This is a genomic window from Streptomyces sp. NPDC026522, from assembly GCF_055567555.1.
In genome coordinates this window covers 432,049-450,670 of record NZ_JBVHQF010000005.1, presented here as the reverse complement: position 1 = coordinate 450,670, position 18,622 = coordinate 432,049, and the positions used below count along the sequence as shown (strand labels likewise).

Genomic DNA, 18,622 nt, shown 5'->3' with positions numbered 1-18,622 from the left:
CGCCGTCAGCCGGCGTCCGTCGGCGTCCTCAGTGGGCGCGCCGCCAAGGCCCGGTGATGGCCAGCATGATCCCCGGCTCCTGGATGTTGGCGAACAGGGTGCGCCCGTCAGGGGAGAAGCAGACGCCGGTGAACTCCGAGTACTCGGGGCTCTCGGCCGTCCCCATGTTCATCTCGTTGCGGGCGAGCGGGTAGGTGCGGCCCGACTCCGTCGCGCCGAGCAGGTGCTGGACGCCCTCGCCGTCCTCCGCGATGACCAGGCCGCCGTACGGGGACACCGTGATGTTGTCGGGCCCGTCGAAGGCGCCGTCCTTGGACGGGTCGGCGTTCACCCCGAGCAGGACCATCAGCCGGATCGTGCGCCGCTTCGGGTCGTAGAACCACACCTGGCCGTCGTGCGCGGCACCCGGGCTCTCGGAGCGGGCGTAGGAGGAGACGAAGTACGCGCCCCCGTCGGCCCACCACATGCCCTCCAGCTTGCGCGCCCGGGTCACGGCGTCCGCCCCGAACTGCTTGCGCACCGGCGTCGTGCGCCCGTCGCGGTCCGGCACCTCCACCCAGTCGACCCCGTACACGGTGCCGGTCTGCGTCGCGCGCGAGAGGTCGTCCACGAACCGCCCGGAGCTGTCGAAGCACTTGGCCACGGCGAGCACGCCCGCGTCGGGGGCGAGCGTACGCAGCTTGCCGCGCCCGTGGTGGAAGCCCTCCGGCGGGGTCCAGCGGTAGAGCAGGCCGTTGGGGCCGGAGGCGTCCTCCGTCAGGTACGCGTGGCCCGCGCGCGGGTCGATGACGACCGCCTCGTGCGCGTACCGCCCGAACGCCTTGATGGGCTGCGGGTCGCGGTTGGCGCGGCGGTCGTGCGGGTCGACCTCGAAGACGTAGCCGTGGTCCTTGGTCATCCCGTTCTTGCCGGCCAGGTCCTCGGTCTCCTCGCAGGTCAGCCAGGTGTCCCAGGGGGTGGCGCCGCCCGCGCAGTTGGTGGACGTACCGGCGATGCCGACCCATTCGGCCACCTCGCCGCCGCGACGGACCTCGACGACCGTGCAGCCGCCGGATGCGGCCGGGTCGTAGACGAGGCCCTCGGTGAGGGGGACCGGGTGGGCCCAGCCCGAACGGGGGCCCCTCAGCTCGTGGTTGTTGACGAGGAGGGTGACCCCCCGGTGGCCCTCGAAGGCGGCCGTGCCGTCGTGGTTGGAGGGGGTGCTCTCGCCGGAGTCGAGCTTCGTCACGCCGCTGTGGGTGATGACGCGGTAGGTGAAGCCGGCCGGGAGGGCCAGGATTCCGGCCGGGTCGCAGACGAGCGGGCCGTAGCCGGGCTCGGGCGGACGACCGTGCTCGTCGTGCCGGGTGGTGTCGTCGGCCGCCAGCGCTCCGGGGGCGGTGGCGAGCGCGCCGACGGTCCCGGTGAGCGCGACGCCCGCGCCGGCGATGACGGTGCGGGCGGTGAAGTCTCTACGGCTGAGGGGCATCGTGGCTCCAGGGAGGGTGGGCGGTGGTGCACCTGTCGTACGGTCGTCGGCGCACACGCTCCCGCCCGCACGTGAACGGCGGCTGAACTACCCCGGAAAGCCGACTGATCCTTGGCCGCCCGCCGCAATGGCGAACTTCGGCCGGTGTTCGGCGCGTTGTATACCCCGGGCCCGCGGCGCCCGGGCCCGGGGCGGCCGGGCCCGGGGCGCCCGGTGCCGTGGGCGCTCCGTCAGGGGCGGCGGGAACGGGCCTTGAAGGCGGCCTTCCGGGCTTCCTTCGCCGCCTTCTTGTCGGGGTGCAGCCGGCCCATCGCCTCCAGTACCTCCGCCGTCGCCGGGTGTGCCACCCGCCAGACCTCGTCGAAGAACCCGGCGTGGTGTCCCGTCAGGGTCTGCATCAGCAGCGGCAGTTCCTCCGCCTCCCCGTCCGCCGCGAGCTGCGCCGCGATCGTGTCGACCGTCAGCCAGAACACCATCGCCCCGTCCGGAGCCGGTACGTCCGCCGCCCCGCGCTCGGCCAGCCACACCCGGGCGAGCCCGCCCAGCTGCGGATCGTCCAGTACCGCCCGGACCGCGGGTTCCGCTTCCGGTCCGGCCGGGGCGAGGGCCTGCTGGCAGCGCAGCCGGCGCAGCGGGGCCGCTTCGTCGTCGCCACGGGCCGCGTCGAGCAGTTCGGTCACCGCCGCGGGCAGTTCGCGGCCGGCCAGCCACAGCTCGATCTCCGCCTGCGCCGCGTCCTCCGGGTAGCGGGAGACCGTGTCCAGCAGGGCGTCCGCGCCCTTGTCGGCCAGTTCTCCGATGGCGGGCGCCTCGACCCCGGCTTCGAGCATGCGGGCGCGGACGCCGTACAGGCCGAGGGCGGTCAGCCGTACCATGCCGTACCGGGCGATGTCCTCCTCGTCCGCGTCGGCCGGGTCCGGGAGCAGCTCCTCGTCGTCGGCCTCGGCCATCAGCTCCTCGTCGACGGGCCGGAACTCGACCAGCCCGACGGGCTCCAGCTGCCGGAACTGGTCGTCGAGGCGCATCATCGCGTCGGAGACCTGCTCCAGCACCGCGTCGGTCGGCTCCCCCATGTCGTCGGGGACGACCATCGAAGCGGCGAGGACGGGCAGCGGCACCGGGCTCTCCCCCGCACCGCCCTCGGCGACGGTGAGCAGGTAGAGGTTGGCGAGGACCCCGTCCAGGAAGTCCGCCTCGCGCGCCGGGTTCCAGTCGAGGCGGTCGAAGTCGAGCTCCCCGCCGTCGTCCAGCGCGTCGACGAGGTCGTCCAGATCGGGCACGGCCGCGTCCGCGAGGACGGTCTCCAGGGCGGCCAGCCACAGGTCGAGTACGTCACCGGGCGCGCCCCCGCTGATCAGCGCGAGGTCCTCGCCGGGCGCGGCGGTCCCGTGTGCCGTCTCACCGGCGTCCTCCTCGGGTTCGGTCACGTCGACCAGGCCGGTGTCGACGGCCACCCGCCAGGCCTGGCTCGCGTACGCCGGACCGTCCGGGTCGGCCGCGTCGAGCCCGAGCGCGGCCGCGGCCTGCGGCAGCTGGTCGGCGGCCAGTTCGCCGCCGACCTCGACGCGCGTGCCGGGGCCGGCCCAGCGGGCTAGGCGCACGGCCCGGGCGAACAGGGGTGCGACGAGGGCGTCGCGGGCCAGTTCCGCATCGGAGTGCAGCCGTACCGGCGGCAGCGTGGGGTGCGGCTCTGCGGACATGGGGCGGTTCTCCTCGTGGACGCGGTGGTGGGACCGTCGGGCCGGACGGCGACGCCCAGCGTAGACGCATTTCGGGCACGGCCAGGGAGCCAACGCCTTTGGTTCATCCCACAGTCAGCTGCCGTCTTCCCTGGAGACCTTGACAACTTCACGCTCCACGAGGAAATTGACGCGCGTAGATGTAGCGAAGAGCCAAACCCCGCTCCCTGCCAACGATTCCGGGCACCCCGCGATCCCCGGGTGGCCCCTCCTCCACACACCGGAGTTCCTGACCATGCGCTCCACGCACCCCCGTTCCGCTGCCATCGCGGCCCTCGTCGCCACGGCCCTGGCCACCGGTCTGCTCGCGGGCTCCGCCGACGCGGCCGAGGGCACCGCGTCCGCCGACCCGGTACGCATCCACGACATCCAGGGCACCACCCGGATATCCCCGTTCAACGGCAAGCAGGTCACCGGCGTCGAGGGCATCGTCACCGGCGTGCGCACGTACGGCTCGCGCGGCTTCTGGATGCAGGACCCGGACGCCGACGACGACGCCGCCACCAGCGAGGGCATCTTCGTCTTCACCGGCTCGGTCCCGACCGTCGCGGTCGGTGACGCCGTCAAGGTGAACGGCACGGTCGGCGAGTACGTCCCGGGCGGTGTCTCCTCCGGCAACCAGTCGGTCACCCAGATCTCCAAGCCGGCCGTCACCGTGGTGTCCTCCGGCAACGCGCTGCCCGAAGCCGTCGCGATCAACGAGTACAGCGTCCCCGCCGAGTACGCCCCGGCCGGTGACGCGGCCGCCGCCGGCAGCATCAACGGCCTGACGCTGGACCCCTCGCGGTACGCCCTGGACTACTACGAGTCCCTTGAGGGCATGAACGTCCGCATCGGCACCTCGCGCGTCGTCGGGGCCACCGACCCGTACTCGGAGCTGTGGGTCACGGTGAAGGGCTGGGAGAACGCCGCCAAGCGCGGCGGCACCATCTACGGCTCGTACGAGTCCCAGAACACGGGCCGCCTGCAGATCCAGCAGCTGGCGCCCCTCGCGCAGCAGCCGTTCCCGGTGGCCAACGTCGGCGACAAGCTGACCGGCACCACGGAAGGCCCGCTCGACTTCAACCAGTTCGGCGGCTACACCCTGGCCGCGCGCACCCTCGGGCAGGTCCAGGCGGGCACGCTCGCCCCGGAGAAGACCAAGGCGCAGGCCCCGGGCGAGCTCGCGGTGGCCACGTACAACGTCGAGAACCTCGACCCGACCGACCCGCAGTCGAAGTTCGACAACCTGGCGAAGGCGGTCGTCGAGAACCTCGCCTCCCCCGACATCGTGGCCCTGGAGGAGATCCAGGACGACAACGGCGCCAAGAACGACGGCACCGTCTCGGCGGAGCAGACGCTCACCAAGTTCACCGCCGCCATCGCGGCGGCGGGCGGCCCGGCCTACCAGTGGCGGACCATCAACCCGGAGAACAACAAGGACGGCGGCGAGCCCGGCGGCAACATCCGTCAGGTGTTCCTGTTCAACCCGGCCCGGGTCTCCTTCACCGACCGGGCGGCGGGCGACTCCACGACCGCGACGGGTGTGATGACGGAGAAGGGCCACGCGGCCCTGACCCACTCCCCCGGCCGGATCGACCCGGCGAACCCGGCGTGGGCCGACAGCCGCAAGCCGCTGGCCGGCGAGTTCGTCTTCCGCGGCCGGACGGTCTTCGTGATCGCCAACCACTTCACCTCGAAGGGCGGCGACGAGGGCCTGACCTCCGCGCACCAGCCGCCGGTACGTTCCTCGGAGGCCAAGCGGCGGCTCCAGGCGCAGGCCGTGAACGGCTTCGTCAAGGAGATCCTGGCGACGGAGAAGAACGCCGACGTCCTCGCGGTCGGTGACATCAACGACTTCGAGTTCTCGGGGACGGCGCAGGCGCTGGAGGACGGCGGCGCGCTGTACTCGGCGATCAAGTCGCTGCCGAAGGCGGAACGTTACTCCTACGTCTACCAGGGCAACGCCCAGGTGCTGGACCAGATCCTGACGAGCCCGGCCGTCAAGAACTTCTCCTACGACAGCGTGCACATCAACGCGGAGTTCGCCGCCCAGAACAGCGACCACGACCCGCAGGTGCTGCGCTTCCGCCCGTAACCGCGGACCGCAGGCGGCCCCGGGTGCCCTCCCCTCCCGCCCGGGCCGCCTGCCACACTTCCGGGCATGATCTTCCGCACCGCGACCCGTACCGACCTGCCCGCCCTCCTGGCCCTGCTGGCCGACGGCGGCGCCGCCGCGGTCACCGAGGCGCACGAGCGGGCCTTCGCCGCCATCGAGGCGGACCCGCGCAACGAGATGCTCGTCCTGGCGGACGAGGGCCAGGTACTGGGGTGCCTCCAACTGACGTACGTTCCCGGTCTCGGCCAGGGCGGCCGGGAGCGGGCGCTGGTCGAGGCGGTACGCGTGCGCCCGGACCGGCGGGGCGACGGGCTGGGCACCGAGCTGATGGGGCGGGCGGTGGCGCGGGCCCGCGAGCGGGGCTGCGGTCTGGTACAGCTGACCAGCAACAAGCGGCGGGTGCAGGCACACCGCTTCTACGAACGGCTGGGTTTCGCGCGCAGCCATGACGGCTTCAAGCTGCCGCTGACGGACTGAACGGGCGCCGGCGGAGGCGAGATGGGGACTTTCGCCCCTGGCGTGACGCTGGCCACATCCGTACCCATTCAACCCGGGTTGTGGTGTTGAGTATCCCCACGCCAGGCCCACGCCCGATCCCGTCCCCCCGCACTCCTGGAGGACCGCGTGTTCCCCTCCGTCTCCCTCGCCCAGGAAATCGGCCTGGCCGTGCTGCTCTTGGCGGCGCTGACCTGGGTCATCGGCCTCGGCCACATGCTGTGGGACAGCCGGCTCCACCATCCGGAGCCGGGCGCCCGCCAGGGCCTCGCGGCCATCCCGGCCCAGCGCGGCCCGGCCGGCCACCCGATGGAGACGGTCCAGCTGACCGAGGAGGAGGAACGGGCCTTCGCGGGCCTGATCCGCACCATCGCCCTGCACTGACCGCCCCGTACCGCACGAACGCCCTCCCACCCCGCTCGGGGGTGTGGGAGGGCGTTCGTGCGGAACCGGGCGGGCCCGGGTCAGTTGTGGCTGTGCAGGACCTCGTTCAGGCCGCCCCAGACCGCGTTGTTCGGGCGGGCCTCGACGGCGCCGGTGACCGAGTTGCGGCGGAAGAGGATGTTGCTGGCGCCCGAGAGTTCCAGGGCCTTGACGATCTGGCCGTCCGGCAGGGTGACGCGGGTGCCCGCGGTCACGTAGAGGCCGGCCTCGACGATGCACTCGTCGCCCAGCGCGATGCCGACGCCCGCCTCGGCGCCGACCAGGCAGCGCTCGCCGATCGAGATGATCTGCTTGCCGCCGCCCGAGAGGGTGCCCATGGTGGAGGCGCCGCCGCCGATGTCGGAGCCGTCGCCGACCACGACGCCGGCCGAGATGCGGCCCTCGACCATGGAGGTGCCGAGGGTGCCGGCGTTGAAGTTGACGAAGCCCTCGTGCATGACGGTGGTGCCCTCGGCCAGGTGCGCGCCGAGGCGGACCCGGTCGGCGTCGGCGATGCGGACGCCCTTCGGGGCGACGTAGTCCGTCATCCGGGGGAACTTGTCGATCGAGGTGACCTGGAGGTGCAGGCCTTCGGCGCGGGCGTTCAGCCGTACGGTCTCCACCTGGTCGACGGCGACCGGGCCGAGCGAGGTCCAGGCGACGTTGGCCAGCAGGCCGAAGAGGCCGTCCAGGTTCTGGCCGTGCGGCTTGACCAGGCGGTGGCTGAGCAGGTGCAGGCGCAGGTACGCGTCGTGCGCGTCCAGCGGCTTGTCGTCGAGCGAGGCGATCACGGTGCGGACGGCTACGACCTCGACGCCGCGCCGCGCGTCCGGCCCGAGGGCCTTGGGCGCGGCCTCGCCCAGGAGCTCCACGGCCCGCTCGGCGGTGAGGCGCTCGGTGCCGGCCGGGCCGGGCTCGGCGACCAGCTCGGGGGCGGGGAACCAGGTGTCGAGGACGGTGCCGTCGGCGGCGAGGGTGGCAAGTCCGGCGGCGACGGCGCCGGTGGTACGCGTAGCAGTCATATCCGAAACCTAACCGGCCAGGGCCTGCGGTTGCGAACCGGTCTCATGTGCCGGGCGCGCTGCCCGGCCCCCGCCCCGGCCGGCGTCCCGGCCCCCGTCCCGGCCGGCGTCCTGCCCGCGGGCTTCCTCCCGCCGGGACTGGCGCGCCGAGGCCCAGAGCACCGCCCCGCCGGCGCCCGCTGCGAGCGCCGCGCACAGCGGCCAGAGCAGCCCGGGCGCGGCGGAGTACAGCGCCCCGCCCAGCGGCGCGCCGAGCACGACCCCGCTGACCGACATGCCGGCGTACAGGCTCTGGAACCGCCCGGCCGCGTGCTCCGGCGCCTGGTCGGCCACGTAGGCGGTGGCGGTGGTCTTGTAGAGGATCTCCCCGAGGCTCAGCAGCACCATCATGGCGACGGCGCTCGCCGCGCCCGCCCCGCCGAGCAGCGCCGCGTACCCGGCGCCGACGAGCACGAGCCCGGCGGCGATGACGGGCAGCGGGGGCCGGTCCCGCAGGGCGACGGCGGCGGGCAGCTCCAGCAGCAGGATGACGCCCCCGTTGAGGGCGATGACCAGCCCGAAGGCGCTGACGTCGAGGCCGTGGTCGGCGAGGAAGACCGGGAAGGTGCCGTACTGCTGGCGGTAGACGAGGTCGGTGACGAGGATCGCGCCGAGGAGGACGAGCACGGCCGGCCTGGCCCGCAGTTCGCCCCATACGCCGCGGCCCCGACCCCCGTCCGGGGCCGCGGCCGGCTTCCGGGCGGCGCCCCGGGCCGGGACGACGCGGGCGGTCCAGCCGGCGAACAGGAGCGTGCCGAGGCCGTCGGCGACGAAGAGCCAGTCGTACGAGACCGCGGTCGCGACGAGGGCTCCGAGGGGCGGCCCGAGGGTGAAACCGCCGTTGGAGACGCAGCGCACCACGGCGAAGGCCTGCCGGCGGGCCCCTTCCGGCACGGTGACGGCGACCAGTGCGCAGTTCGCGGCCCGGATCACCCCGGAGGCGTACTGGGCCACCGGCAGGGCGGCGTACAGCAGCGGCGTGGCCAGCAGCGGAAGGCTCACCAGGGTGAGTCCGCCGAGGCAGGCGGCGGCGAGGAGGACCCGGCGGTGGCCGAAGCGGTCGCCGTACCAGCCGCCGGTGAAGTTCCCGGCGACCATGCCGATGCCTCCGACGCCGACGGCGACGCCCGCCTGGGCCGCGCCCAGCCCGCGCGGGCCGGAAAGGTAGAGGAAGACGAAAACGAACGTGAAGCTGACGACGGCGTTGACGAACACGCCTGCGGCCAGCAGCCACACGACCCTCGGCACGTCCTTGAAGACCTGCGGCACGGCCACCCCACCCCGAGTTAGTTCCTTTTGGGAACGGACTATGTCAGCATGGCAGCCTCGGGTCAACGGACAAAGGAGTTCCCATGGCCCAGCGCACCACCCTCGGCGACGCGGACTGCTCCATCGCCCAGGCCCTCGACGTGGTCGGGGACTGGTGGACGCTGCTGATCGTGCGCGACGCCGCGCGCGGCGTGCACCGCTTCGACGAGTTCCAGCGCGAGCTGGGCATGTCCCGGAAGGTGCTCGCCGAGCGGCTGAAACTGCTGGTCGAAGCCGAGGTGCTGGCGCGCGTGCCGTACCAGGAACGCCCGGTGCGGCACGAATACCGGCTGACCCCGCGCGGGCGGGGCCTGCTGCCGGTACTGGTCGCCCTCCAGGACTGGGGCGACACCTGGATCCTCGGAGAGGGAGAGATGACGGCGACGACCGCGGAATCCTCGCGCGAGGCGGTACGGGTGCACGCGCTGCGCGGCACCCGGCTGCCGGAGCTGCTGCTGCCGGACCGCTTCGGCGAGCTGCGCGACCCGGTGGCCGACACGCCGTTCACGGTCCTGTACTGCTTCCCGGGCGCGTACGCCCGGGCCGAGTCCTACCCCCCGGGCTGGGCCGGGATCCCGGGGGCGAAGGGATGCACGCTGGAGTCGTGCACGTACCGGGACCAGCTGGCGCAGTTCAGGGCGGCGGGCGCGACGGTGCACGGGGTCTCCACCCAGCGCCCCGACGAACAACGGGAGTTCGCCGAGGCGGAGCAGCTGCGCTTCCCGCTGCTGTCGGACGCGGGCCTCGGACTGGTGGCGGCGCTGCGGCTGCCCACCTTCCGGGCGGCGGGGGTGAGCCGGATCAAGCGGCTGACGCTGGTGGTGGACCGGGAGCGGACCGTGCGCGAGGTGTTCTACCCGATCGGGGACATCGAGGCGAGCGTGGGGGCCGCCCTCGCCGCGGTCCGCGCGGCCGGCGCCTGAGCGGCGGCCCTCAGCGGCCGCCCCTACGGCCGCTGCGGCCGCCCCAGTACCCGCGCCAGCAGCTCGCGCGCGTACCTCTCGTCGTACTCGGCATCCGTCAGCAGGACCTGGAGGCTGATGCCGTCCAGCACCGCCGACACCGCCCGGGCCGTCGCCGCGTCCACCCGTGCGGCCAGCGCCGCCACCACCGCCTCGCACCACTCGGCCGCCACCGGCCGCAGCGCCGGCTTGCGCAGGGCGGCCAGGTACAGCTCGTACTCCAGTTCCGCGCCCGCCCGGTCCGCCGTCAGGAACTCCCCCAGCCGGCGGGCCAGCGCCGCCGCCAGGTCGCCGCCTTCGCCTGAACGGTCACCGTCGCCGTCGCCGTCGCCGAGCTCGGCCAGCGCCACCGCGAAGCCCTCGTTCGCCTGCCGCAGCGCCGCCACCAGCAGCTCGTCCAGCGTGGCGAAGTGGTACGTCGTCGAGCCCAGCGGTACGTCGGCCTCCGCCGCCACGCTCCGGTGACTCAGCCCCGCGATGCCCTCGGCGGCCACCACCCGGGTCGCCGCGTCGATGATCCGCTGCCTGCGGTCGGGGTCGTACCGGCGGCCCATCAGTGCGCCGCCCCGCCCAGGTTCAGCAGGACCACGCCGCCGATGATCAGGGCGATCCCGGCGATCTTCGCCGCGGTGGCCGCCTCCCCCAGGAACACCATCCCGATGGCGGCGATGGCGGCCGTGCCGACCCCGGCCCATATCGCGTAGGCCGTCCCCACCGACATCGACTTCAGTGTCTGCGCGAGCAGGGTGAAGGCGATCAGGTACCCCAACAGCGTGCCCAGCGACGGCCAGAGCCGGGTGAAGCCGTCGCTGTACTTCATGGCGGTGGTCCCGGCCACCTCGGAGGCGATGGCCGCCGCGAGCAACACGTAAGGCATGTGTACAACGGTACACATGCCTTACGTACGTGCGTACACGAACGGGCACGTCAGTTCAGCGTGAACCAGGCCGCGCGCGCCTTCTTCCACTCCGGGTGCGTGAGGTCCTTGGCCTCGACTCCGTCGCCGTACAGGTCCGCCGACCCGCTGTCGGTGATCAGCTGCACCCGCGCGCCCGGCGCCGTCAGGTCAGGCACCTCCACGATGGCTTCCCAGCCGCCGGGGTCGGTGGTCGGCAGGTCGGCCCGCTTGACCGGGGCGTGGCCGGCGATCCCGTCCCACTGGTAGAGGGCGTACGGGTCGGAGTTGTCGTCGGCGGCCCAGGAGCCGGCGAGGATCAGGTACTGGTCCGCCGCGTTCTTGCGGATGTCGCGGACGGCGAGGCCGCCCAGGTCGAGCTCGATCCCGGTCCCGAACACGGCCTTCGAACCGCTCGACAGCACCTTGTCAAAGTTGGTCACCGGCACGAGCAGCGCCTTGCCGCCCGGTACGGCGGGCGCCAGCGGGGCCCGGAAGCCCAGGTAGGCGGTGGTCGTGGAGCCGGGGGCGAACTCCAGCCCCTCGACGTTGAACCCGTCGATCTGCTTGGGCGCCTGGCCGGCCGCGGTCCCGGCGGCGAAGCCGTACCGGTCGCCGTTCGCCTCGTCCCAGGCCACCAGGTCGTCGCGGAGCTGCGTGTACGAGCGCCCGTACGCGAGCTGCGTGCCCGAGCCGGAGCCGCTGACGGTGGTGGTGAACACCGTGTTCCGGGGCGCCTTGTACTCGCCGTCCTTGTTGTTGCCGAGCGAGCCGGTCCAGTAGACGGTGTTGCCGATCCGGGTCGCCCCCTCGATGTCCACCTCCTTGGTGACACCGAGCTGGGAGCTGAAGTCCCAGGTCCTGACGGGCGCGTCGGAGCGCGCGCGGTCGTACAGGCGCAGCACGTTGTTCTCGTCGTCGGCGACGACGGTGTAGCCGCCGCCGACGTCCACGGCGGCCGAGGAGTCGGAGGCGCCGCTGAAGTAGCGGGCGTCGGCCGGGTTCTGCACCGCCGCGGAGGCCGCGTAGGACAGGGTCTTGGTGGCGGTCTTGCCGCCGAGCCCGGTCACCTTGACGGTCAGGCTGGTGTAGCCGCGGCCCCGTGCGGTGACGGCGAGCCGGCGTACCGCGCCGGCCCCGGTGACCGTGACGTCGCCGGTCCCGGCGACGGAGGCCTTGCTGGAGGCGGAGGCGCTGACGGTCAGCGCGGACACGTCGGCGCCGCTCTGCCCGACGGTCACGGCGACGGTCTGGTCGCCGACGCCGCCGACGGCGCCGGACAGGTAGGACGAGGACAGGGTGATGGTCGGCGTACCGTACGTCACCGCGTGCGCCGGCAGCGCCGCACCGGCGACGACCAGCGCCGCGACGGCGGCGATCCCCAGTTGCTTCTTCATCCGAAGGGTCCTCTCGTCCGGGTCCGCCACCTCATGGCGGCCGTCGAGAAGATTCGGCCACCCCGGCCAACTTCCGGTGCACATGGACCGACCACCGCAAGAACACGAAAGGGCCCCCGGCACGACCGTGCCGGGGGCCCTCACGCGGGTGGAGCGGTCAGACGTTGAAGCCGAGCGCGCGCAGCTGCTCCCGGCCGTCGTCCGTGATCTTGTCCGGGCCCCACGGCGGCATCCAGACCCAGTTGATGCGGAGCTCGTTGACGATCCCGTCCGTCGCCGACTTCGCCTGGTCCTCGATGACGTCGGTCAGCGGGCAGGCCGCCGACGTCAGCGTCATGTCGAGGGTGGCGATGTTCGCGTCGTCGATGTGGATGCCGTAGATCAGGCCCAGGTTGACGACGTCGATGCCCAGCTCGGGGTCGACCACGTCGTAGAGGGCCTCGCGGACCTCTTCCTCGGTGGCGGGCTTGATCGACGCCTCGGGCGTCGCGTTCTCGGTCATGCCGTCTTCCTCTCGGCGTCGCCCAGTGCCTGGGCGGTCGCGTCCTTCCACGCCATCCAACTCAGCAGAGCACACTTCACCCGCGCCGGATACTTGGAGACGCCGACGAACGCGACCGCGTCCTCCAGCACCTCCTCCATGGCCTCGTCGGGCTCGATCTTGCCCTTGGACTGCATCATCTCCAGGAACACGCCCTGGATCTTCCGCGCCTCGGCCAGCTCCTTGCCGACGAGCAGCTCGTTCAGTACGGACGCGCTGGCCTGGCTGATCGAACAGCCCTGGCCCTCGTACGAGACGTCGGTGAGCGTCTCGCCGTCGTACTTCACACGCAGCGTGATCTCGTCGCCACAGGTGGGGTTGACGTGGTGCACCTCGGCGTCGCCGTCGCGCAGGCCTCGCCCGTGCGGGTGCTTGTAGTGGTCCAGGATCAGTTCCTGGTACATCGAATCCAGCTTCACAGCGTCCTCGTCAGCCTCGTCGTCCGACTCGTCTTCACCCGAAGAAGTTCCGTACGTGCTCCAGCCCGTCGATCAGCGCGTCGACGTCGGCGGGAGTGGAGTACAGGTAGAAAGACGCTCGCGTCGTCGCGGGAATTCCGTAGCGCAGGCAGACCGGGCGCGCGCAGTGGTGTCCCACGCGGACGGCGATGCCCTGCTCGTCCAGCACCTGCCCCACATCGTGCGGGTGGATGTCCCCGAGGACGAAGGAGATCGCGGCGCCGCGGTCCTCGGCCGTGGTGGGGCCGATGATGCGCAGGTCCGGGACCTCGGCGAGGCGCTTGACCGCGTACTCGGTGAGCGCGTGCTCGTGCGCGGCGATCTTGTCCATGCCGATCGCGGTCAGGTAGTCCACCGCCGCGCCGAGGCCGACGGCCTGGGCGATCGGGGGCGTCCCCGCCTCGAACTTGTGGGGCGCCGGGGCGTACGTCGAGGCGTGCATCGACACGGTCTCGATCATCTCGCCGCCGCCGAGGAACGGGGGCAGGTCCTCCAGGAGCTCCTGGCGGCCCCACAGGACGCCGATGCCGGTCGGGCCGCACATCTTGTGGCCGGTGAAGGCCACGAAGTCGGCGCCGAGCGCCTGTACGTCCAGCGGCATGTGCGGGGCGGCCTGCGAGGCGTCGATCAGCACCAGCGCGCCGACCTCCTGCGCGCGCCGGACGATCGCCTCGACCGGGTTGACCGTGCCCATGATGTTGGAGACCAGCGTGAAGGAGACGATCTTCGTCTTCTCCGTGATGACCTCTTCCATGTTGGACAGGTCGAGCCGGCCGTCGTCGGTCAGGCCGAACCACTTCAGCTTCGCGCCGGTGCGCTGCGAGAGCAGCTGCCACGGCACGATGTTGGAGTGGTGCTCCATCTCCGTGATGGCGATCTCGGTCTCGCGGTCGACCCGGTAGGGCTCGTCGGCCCAGCCGAGCATGTTCGCGACCAGGTTGAGCGACTCCGAGGCGTTCTTCGTGAAGATCACCTCGTCGCGGCTCGGCGCGTTGATGAAGGCGGCGACCTTGTCGCGGGCGCCCTCGTACAGCGCCGTGGCCTCCTCCGCGAGCACGTGCACGCCGCGGTGGACGTTCGCGTTGTGCTGCTCGTAGTACTCGTTCAGCGCGTCGAGCACCTGGCGCGGCTTCTGCGAGGTCGCCGCGTTGTCCAGGTAGACGATCTTCTTCCCGTCGTGGACCACACGATCCAGCAGGGGGAAGTCCTTGCGGATCGCCTCGTCAAGCAGATGAGAGCCAGTGAGGAGGCCAGGCAGCTGTGTCACGCGGTCGCGCCACCCTTCACGTACTTGTCGTAGCCCTCGGCCTCCAGCTGGTCCGCCAGCTCGGCGCCGCCGGACTCGGCGATGCGGCCGTTCGCGAACACGTGCACGAAGTCGGGCTTGATGTAGCGCAGGATGCGCGTGTAGTGGGTGATCAGCAGGGTGCCGACCTCGCCGGTCTCGCGGACGCGGTTGACGCCCTCGGAGACGATGCGCAGGGCGTCGACGTCCAGGCCCGAGTCGGTCTCGTCGAGGATCGCGATCTTCGGCTTGAGGAGCTCCAGCTGGAGGATCTCGTGGCGCTTCTTCTCACCGCCGGAGAAGCCCTCGTTCACGTTGCGCTCGGCGAAGGCCGGGTCCATCTGGAGCTGCTCCATGGCGGACTTGACCTCCTTCACCCAGGTGCGCAGCTTCGGCGCCTCGCCGCGGATGGCGGTGGCCGAGGTGCGCAGGAAGTTGGAGACCGAGACGCCGGGGACCTCGACCGGGTACTGCATGGCGAGGAAGACGCCGGCGCGGGCGCGCTCGTCGACGGACATCTCCAGGACGTCTTCGCCGTCGAGGGTCACGGTGCCACCGGTGATGGTGTACTTCGGGTGACCGGCCAGCGAGTACGCCAGCGTGGACTTGCCGGAGCCGTTGGGACCCATGATGGCGTGCGTCTCACCCTGCTTGACGGTGAGGTCGACGCCCTTGAGGATCTCGCGGGCGCCATTCTCGGCCTCGACGGAGACGTGCAGGTCGTGGATTTCAAGCGTTGCCATGGATACCTCAGGACTCCTGGGTGAGGGAGACGAGCACGTCGTCCCCTTCGATCTTTACGGGGTATACGGGGACGGGGCGCGTCGCGGGCAGGCCGGACGGCTTTCCGGTGCGCAGGTCGAAGGACGATCCGTGCAGCCAGCACTCGATCATGCAGTCCTCGACCTCGCCCTCCGAGAGGGAGACGTTCGCGTGCGAGCAGATGTCGTTGATCGCGAACACCTCCCCGTCGGTGCGGACGATGGACACCGGCGTGCCGTCGAGCTCCACCCGCTTCGGGGTGTTGTCCTCCAGCTCGCTCAGTGCGCAGGCCTTGACGTAATTCATCAGACGGAACCCTGGAGCTCGGCCTCGATCTTGGCGAGCAGGCGCTCCTCGATGTCGGGGACACCGATCTGCTGGACGAGCTCGGCGAAGAAGCCGCGCACGACCAGGCGCCGCGCCTCGTCGGCCGGGATGCCCCGGGCCTGGAGGTAGAAGAGCTGTTCGTCGTCGAACCGGCCGGTGGCGGAGGCGTGGCCGGCGCCGACGATCTCGCCGGTCTCGATCTCCAGGTTCGGCACCGAGTCGACCCGCGCGCCGTCCGTGAGGACGAGGTTGCGGTTCATCTCGTAGGTGTCGGTGCCCTCGGCGGTCTTCTCGATGAGCACGTCACCGATCCAGACGGCGTGGGCGTCCTCGCCCTGGAGCGCGCCCTTGTAGACCACGTGGGACTTGCAGTGCGGGGCGTCGTGCGTGACCAGGAGGCGGTGCTCCTGGTGCTGGCCGGCGTCCGTGAAGTACAGGCCGAACAGCTCGGCCTCGCCGCCGGGGCCCGCGTAGCTGATCCGCGGGTGCAGGCGTACGACGTCGCCGCCGAAGGTGACCACGATCGACTTGTAGCTCGCGTCCCGGCCGACCAGCGCGTTGTGCTGCGAGCAGTGCACGGCGGTGTCGTCCCAGTCCTGCACCGACACGACGGTGAGCTTCGCGCCGTCACCGACGAGGAACTCGACGTTGGCGGCGCGGACGCCGTCACCGGTGTGGTCGATGACGATGACGGCCTCCGCGAAGGCCTGCACGTCGAAGACGGTGTGGCCGAAGGTGGTGCCACCCTCGCCGTGCAGCGAGACGCGCACGGGCTCGTCCAGGACGGCCTCCTTGGGCACGGTGACGACCGTGGCCTTGGTGAAGGAGGAGAACGCCTGGGCGGCGACGCGGTCTACGGGGGCGCCGGCCTTGCCGATGCGGGCGTCGTCGCGGCCGACCGACTCGATCGTGACGACGTCCGGGGCGTCGATCTGGGCCTTCATGGTGCCGTTGGCGACCGCGGTGCCGTCGTGGAGACCACGCAGGCGCGCCAGCGGGGTGAACCGCCACTCCTCCTCGCGGCCGTGGGGGACGGGGAAGTCCGCCACGTCGAAGGACGGGGGTGCACTCATCCGGGTGGCGACGGTGGACTCTGCGGCCACCGCGATCGCGCCGGCGGTGGTCGAGCCCGCCGGGATGTTCTGAGCCTCAGCCATGGCTGTCGTGTTGCTCACTCTCTTTTGAAGCGCTGCCTGCGTCGAAGAATTGCTACGGATCCGGGTGGCCGGGATCAGCCGACCGAACCCTCCATCTGCAGCTCGATCAGCCGGTTCAGCTCCAGCGCGTACTCCATGGGCAGCTCACGCGCGATGGGCTCGACGAAGCCGCGCACGATCATGGCCATGGCCTCGAACTCCGTCAGACCGCGGCTCATCAGGTAGAAGAGCTGGTCGTCGGAGACCTTGGAGACGGTGGCCTCGTGGCCCATGGAGACGTCGTCCTCGCGCACGTCCACGTAGGGGTACGTGTCCGAGCGGGAGATCGTGTCGACCAGCAGCGCGTCGCACAGCACGTTGGACTTGGAGCCGTGCGCGCCCTCGCCGATCTCGACCAGGCCGCGGTACGAGGTGCGTCCGCCGCCTCGGGCCACCGACTTGGAGACGATGTTGGAGGAGGTGTGCGGCGCCATGTGGACCATCTTGGAGCCGGCGTCCTGGTGCTGGCCCTCGCCCGCGAAGGCGATGGACAGGGTCTCGCCCTTGGCGTGCTCGCCCATCAGGTAGACGGCCGGGTACTTCATGGTGACCTTGGAGCCGATGTTGCCGTCGATCCACTCCATGGTCGCGCCCTCGTACGCCACGGCGCGCTTGGTGACCAGGTTGTAGACGTTGTTCGACCAGTTCTGGATGGTCGTGTAGCGGCAGCGGCCGCCCTTCTTGACGATGATCTCGACCACGGCGCTGTGCAGCGAGTCCGAGGAGTAGATCGGGGCGGTGCAGCCCTCGACGTAGTGGACGTACGCGTCCTCGTCCACGATGATCAGCGTCCGCTCGAACTGGCCCATGTTCTCCGTGTTGATGCGGAAGTAGGCCTGGAGCGGGATGTCGACCTTGACGCCCTTGGGGACGTAGATGAACGAGCCGCCCGACCACACGGCGGTGTTCAGGGACGCGAACTTGTTGTCGCCGACCGGGATGACCGTGCCGAAGTACTCCTGGAAGAGCTCCGGGTGCTCCTTGAGCGCGGTGTCCGTGTCGAGGAAGATCACGCCCTGCTCCTCCAGGTCCTCGCGGATCTGGTGGTAGACGACCTCGGACTCGTACTGGGCCGCGACACCGGCGACGAGGCGCTGCTTCTCCGCCTCGGGGATGCCGAGCTTGTCGTACGTGTTCTTGATGTCCTGCGGCAGGTCCTCCCAGGAAGCGGCCTGCTTCTCGGTGGAGCGCACGAAGTACTTGATGTTGTCGAAGTCGATGCCGGAGAGGTCGGAGCCCCAGTTCGGCATGGGCTTCTTGTCGAACAGCTTGAGGCCCTTGAGGCGGAGGTTCAGCATCCACTCCGGCTCGGACTTCTTGGCGGAGATGTCGCGGACGACCTCTTCGGACAGACCCCGCTTGGCAGCGGCACCGGCCGCGTCGGAGTCGGCCCAGCCGTATTCGTAGGTGCCCAGGCCATCGAGCTCAGGGTGAGCAGTCTCCGTGGTCATGCGGGGTTCCTCCCGGCCGTGCTTGCAGATACTGATGTGTCGGTCTGTGCGGCGCCCGTGGCGCCGGCGCTTCCGCTTCGCGGAATGAACGTCGTGCACACCCCGTCGCCGTGGGCGATGGTGGCGAGTCGCTGCACATGGGTCCCGAGCAGGCGGGAGAAGACCTCGGTCTCCGCCTCGCAGAGCTGCGGGAACTGCTCGGCTACGTGGGCCACCGGGCAGTGGTGCTGGCAGAGCTGTTCACCGCTGTGCGGACCGGGAGCGCTCTTCGCCGTAGCAGCGTACCCGTCCGCGGTCAACGCCTTGGCCAGGGCCTCGGCGCGGTCCTCGGGGGCCGCCGCGTCGAGGGATTCCCGGTAGGTCTCCGCCTGTGCGGCCATGCGCGCCCTGGCGAAGGCGGCGACGGCCGCCTCTCCCTGCTCGCCCCCGCCGGCGGCCTGCGCGATCCAGCGCATGGCGTCCACCGCGAGCGAGTCGTAGGACTGGTCGAAGGCGTCGCGGCCGCAGTCGGTGAGCGCGAAGACCTTGGCGGGCCGGCCCCGGGTGCGCGCCCCGTAGACGCGCTGCGCGCGGGGTGCGACCACGTCGTCCGCGACGAGTGCGTCGAGGTGACGGCGCACGGCGGCCTGGGTGAGGCCGAGGCGCTGTGCGAGGTCGGCGACGGTGGACGGACCGTGGTCCAGGATGGAGCGCGCGACCCGGTCGCGGGTTGACCGCTCCCCGGTTGCGAGCTCCCCCTGAGGGGTCTCGATCATC

General features: G+C 71.4%; 19 protein-coding genes. 4 read left to right on the top strand and 15 right to left on the bottom strand.

Annotated features, from left to right (window positions below):
• Positions 1-28: 28 nt before the first annotated feature.
• Together ACZ4M3_RS16100 and ACZ4M3_RS16095 are read right to left on the bottom strand one after the other, a co-directional pair.
• Positions 29-1,468, bottom strand: a complete 1,440-nt coding sequence (locus ACZ4M3_RS16100) for an alkaline phosphatase PhoX (protein ID WP_467732940.1) — start codon at positions 1,466-1,468, stop codon at positions 29-31.
• Between the two features lie 230 nt (positions 1,469-1,698).
• Positions 1,699-3,168, bottom strand: a complete 1,470-nt coding sequence (locus ACZ4M3_RS16095; protein ID WP_467732938.1) for a hypothetical protein — start codon at positions 3,166-3,168, stop codon at positions 1,699-1,701.
• 274 nt (positions 3,169-3,442) lie between these two features.
• Here ACZ4M3_RS16095 and ACZ4M3_RS16090 point away from each other — a divergent pair, with 274 nt between their 5' ends.
• The 3 genes from ACZ4M3_RS16090 to ACZ4M3_RS16080 all read left to right on the top strand — a co-directional run bounded on the left by ACZ4M3_RS16090 (position 3,443) and on the right by ACZ4M3_RS16080 (position 6,184).
• Complete coding sequence (locus tag ACZ4M3_RS16090; protein ID WP_467732936.1) at positions 3,443-5,284, top strand: endonuclease/exonuclease/phosphatase family protein; 1,842 nt, start codon at positions 3,443-3,445, stop codon at positions 5,282-5,284.
• Positions 5,285-5,350: 66 nt separating this feature from the next.
• Positions 5,351-5,782, top strand: coding sequence for a GNAT family N-acetyltransferase (locus ACZ4M3_RS16085; protein ID WP_467732934.1), 432 nt, complete (start codon positions 5,351-5,353; stop codon positions 5,780-5,782).
• A gap of 147 nt (positions 5,783-5,929) precedes the next feature.
• Positions 5,930-6,184 carry a hypothetical protein gene (locus ACZ4M3_RS16080; RefSeq protein WP_467732932.1) on the top strand — a complete coding sequence of 85 codons (255 nt, stop codon included), beginning with the start codon at positions 5,930-5,932 and terminating at the stop codon, positions 6,182-6,184.
• An 80-nt stretch (positions 6,185-6,264) separates the two neighbouring features.
• On the opposite strand, the gene dapD is transcribed toward ACZ4M3_RS16080, so the two are convergent.
• Both dapD and ACZ4M3_RS16070 read right to left on the bottom strand, forming a co-directional pair.
• Entirely contained in the window at positions 6,265-7,245 is a 981-nt protein-coding gene (gene dapD / locus ACZ4M3_RS16075; protein WP_467732930.1) for a 2,3,4,5-tetrahydropyridine-2,6-dicarboxylate N-succinyltransferase, read from the bottom strand.
• A gap of 9 nt (positions 7,246-7,254) precedes the next feature.
• Positions 7,255-8,559, bottom strand: a complete 1,305-nt coding sequence (locus ACZ4M3_RS16070) for an MFS transporter (protein ID WP_467732928.1) — start codon at positions 8,557-8,559, stop codon at positions 7,255-7,257.
• A 77-nt stretch (positions 8,560-8,636) separates the two neighbouring features.
• On the opposite strand from ACZ4M3_RS16070, the gene ACZ4M3_RS16065 reads away from it, so the two are divergent.
• On the top strand, positions 8,637-9,515 hold the full coding sequence (locus ACZ4M3_RS16065) for a winged helix-turn-helix transcriptional regulator (RefSeq protein ID WP_467732926.1): 879 nt from the start codon (positions 8,637-8,639) through the stop codon (positions 9,513-9,515).
• A gap of 23 nt (positions 9,516-9,538) precedes the next feature.
• Here ACZ4M3_RS16065 and ACZ4M3_RS16060 read toward each other — a convergent pair whose 3' ends face one another.
• The 11 genes from ACZ4M3_RS16060 to ACZ4M3_RS16010 all read right to left on the bottom strand — a co-directional run bounded on the left by ACZ4M3_RS16060 (position 9,539) and on the right by ACZ4M3_RS16010 (position 18,621).
• A complete protein-coding gene (locus tag ACZ4M3_RS16060; protein WP_467732924.1) occupies positions 9,539-10,108 on the bottom strand; it encodes a TetR/AcrR family transcriptional regulator in 570 nt (189 codons plus the stop codon).
• Positions 10,108-10,431 (bottom strand): DMT family transporter, encoded by a 324-nt coding sequence (locus ACZ4M3_RS16055; RefSeq protein ID WP_467732922.1) that lies wholly within the window; start codon positions 10,429-10,431, stop codon positions 10,108-10,110. Before ACZ4M3_RS16055 ends, ACZ4M3_RS16060 begins: the two co-directional genes overlap by 1 nt.
• Before the next feature lie 50 nt (positions 10,432-10,481).
• Entirely contained in the window at positions 10,482-11,846 is a 1,365-nt protein-coding gene (locus tag ACZ4M3_RS16050; protein WP_467732920.1) for a DUF3616 domain-containing protein, read from the bottom strand.
• 157 nt (positions 11,847-12,003) lie between these two features.
• Positions 12,004-12,348: a metal-sulfur cluster assembly factor gene (locus ACZ4M3_RS16045; protein ID WP_030388904.1), complete on the bottom strand. Its 345-nt coding sequence runs from the start codon at positions 12,346-12,348 to the stop codon at positions 12,004-12,006.
• Positions 12,345-12,806 (bottom strand): Fe-S cluster assembly sulfur transfer protein SufU, encoded by a 462-nt coding sequence (sufU, locus tag ACZ4M3_RS16040; protein ID WP_190181976.1) that lies wholly within the window; start codon positions 12,804-12,806, stop codon positions 12,345-12,347. Before sufU ends, ACZ4M3_RS16045 begins: the two co-directional genes overlap by 4 nt.
• Positions 12,807-12,840: 34 nt before the next feature.
• Complete coding sequence (locus tag ACZ4M3_RS16035) at positions 12,841-14,112, bottom strand: cysteine desulfurase (protein ID WP_467732917.1); 1,272 nt, start codon at positions 14,110-14,112, stop codon at positions 12,841-12,843.
• Complete coding sequence (gene sufC, locus ACZ4M3_RS16030) at positions 14,109-14,873, bottom strand: Fe-S cluster assembly ATPase SufC (protein WP_053785807.1); 765 nt, start codon at positions 14,871-14,873, stop codon at positions 14,109-14,111. Before sufC ends, ACZ4M3_RS16035 begins: the two co-directional genes overlap by 4 nt.
• Positions 14,874-14,880: 7 nt before the next feature.
• Positions 14,881-15,198, bottom strand: a complete 318-nt coding sequence (locus ACZ4M3_RS16025) for a bifunctional 3-phenylpropionate/cinnamic acid dioxygenase ferredoxin subunit (RefSeq protein ID WP_467732915.1) — start codon at positions 15,196-15,198, stop codon at positions 14,881-14,883.
• The gene (gene sufD / locus ACZ4M3_RS16020; protein ID WP_467732913.1) at positions 15,198-16,376 is read right to left on the bottom strand and encodes a Fe-S cluster assembly protein SufD; all 1,179 of its coding nucleotides are present in this window, start codon (positions 16,374-16,376) and stop codon (positions 15,198-15,200) included. Before sufD ends, ACZ4M3_RS16025 begins: the two co-directional genes overlap by 1 nt.
• Before the next feature lie 74 nt (positions 16,377-16,450).
• A complete protein-coding gene (sufB, locus tag ACZ4M3_RS16015; RefSeq protein WP_361137935.1) occupies positions 16,451-17,866 on the bottom strand; it encodes a Fe-S cluster assembly protein SufB in 1,416 nt (471 codons plus the stop codon).
• Entirely contained in the window at positions 17,863-18,621 is a 759-nt protein-coding gene (locus tag ACZ4M3_RS16010; RefSeq protein WP_467732911.1) for a helix-turn-helix transcriptional regulator, read from the bottom strand. Before ACZ4M3_RS16010 ends, sufB begins: the two co-directional genes overlap by 4 nt.
• Position 18,622: the final 1 nt, after the last annotated feature.

Excerpts from the sequence above, each read along its gene's own strand:
- ACZ4M3_RS16100 (WP_467732940.1), bottom strand. The coding sequence starts at position 1,468 with ATGCCCCTCAGCCGTAGAGACTTCACCGCCCGCACCGTCATCGCCGGC.
- ACZ4M3_RS16095 (WP_467732938.1), bottom strand. The coding sequence starts at position 3,168 with ATGTCCGCAGAGCCGCACCCCACGCTGCCGCCGGTACGGCTGCACTCC.
- ACZ4M3_RS16090 (WP_467732936.1), top strand. The coding sequence starts at position 3,443 with ATGCGCTCCACGCACCCCCGTTCCGCTGCCATCGCGGCCCTCGTCGCC.
- ACZ4M3_RS16085 (WP_467732934.1), top strand. The coding sequence starts at position 5,351 with ATGATCTTCCGCACCGCGACCCGTACCGACCTGCCCGCCCTCCTGGCC.
- dapD (WP_467732930.1), bottom strand. The coding sequence starts at position 7,245 with ATGACTGCTACGCGTACCACCGGCGCCGTCGCCGCCGGACTTGCCACC.
- ACZ4M3_RS16065 (WP_467732926.1), top strand. The coding sequence starts at position 8,637 with ATGGCCCAGCGCACCACCCTCGGCGACGCGGACTGCTCCATCGCCCAG.
- ACZ4M3_RS16060 (WP_467732924.1), bottom strand. The coding sequence starts at position 10,108 with ATGGGCCGCCGGTACGACCCCGACCGCAGGCAGCGGATCATCGACGCG.
- ACZ4M3_RS16055 (WP_467732922.1), bottom strand. The coding sequence starts at position 10,431 with ATGCCTTACGTGTTGCTCGCGGCGGCCATCGCCTCCGAGGTGGCCGGG.
- ACZ4M3_RS16050 (WP_467732920.1), bottom strand. The coding sequence starts at position 11,846 with ATGAAGAAGCAACTGGGGATCGCCGCCGTCGCGGCGCTGGTCGTCGCC.
- ACZ4M3_RS16045 (WP_030388904.1), bottom strand. The coding sequence starts at position 12,348 with ATGACCGAGAACGCGACGCCCGAGGCGTCGATCAAGCCCGCCACCGAG.
- sufC (WP_053785807.1), bottom strand. The coding sequence starts at position 14,873 with ATGGCAACGCTTGAAATCCACGACCTGCACGTCTCCGTCGAGGCCGAG.
- ACZ4M3_RS16025 (WP_467732915.1), bottom strand. The coding sequence starts at position 15,198 with ATGAATTACGTCAAGGCCTGCGCACTGAGCGAGCTGGAGGACAACACC.
- sufD (WP_467732913.1), bottom strand. The coding sequence starts at position 16,376 with ATGGCTGAGGCTCAGAACATCCCGGCGGGCTCGACCACCGCCGGCGCG.
- sufB (WP_361137935.1), bottom strand. The coding sequence starts at position 17,866 with ATGACCACGGAGACTGCTCACCCTGAGCTCGATGGCCTGGGCACCTAC.
- ACZ4M3_RS16010 (WP_467732911.1), bottom strand. The coding sequence starts at position 18,621 with ATGATCGAGACCCCTCAGGGGGAGCTCGCAACCGGGGAGCGGTCAACC.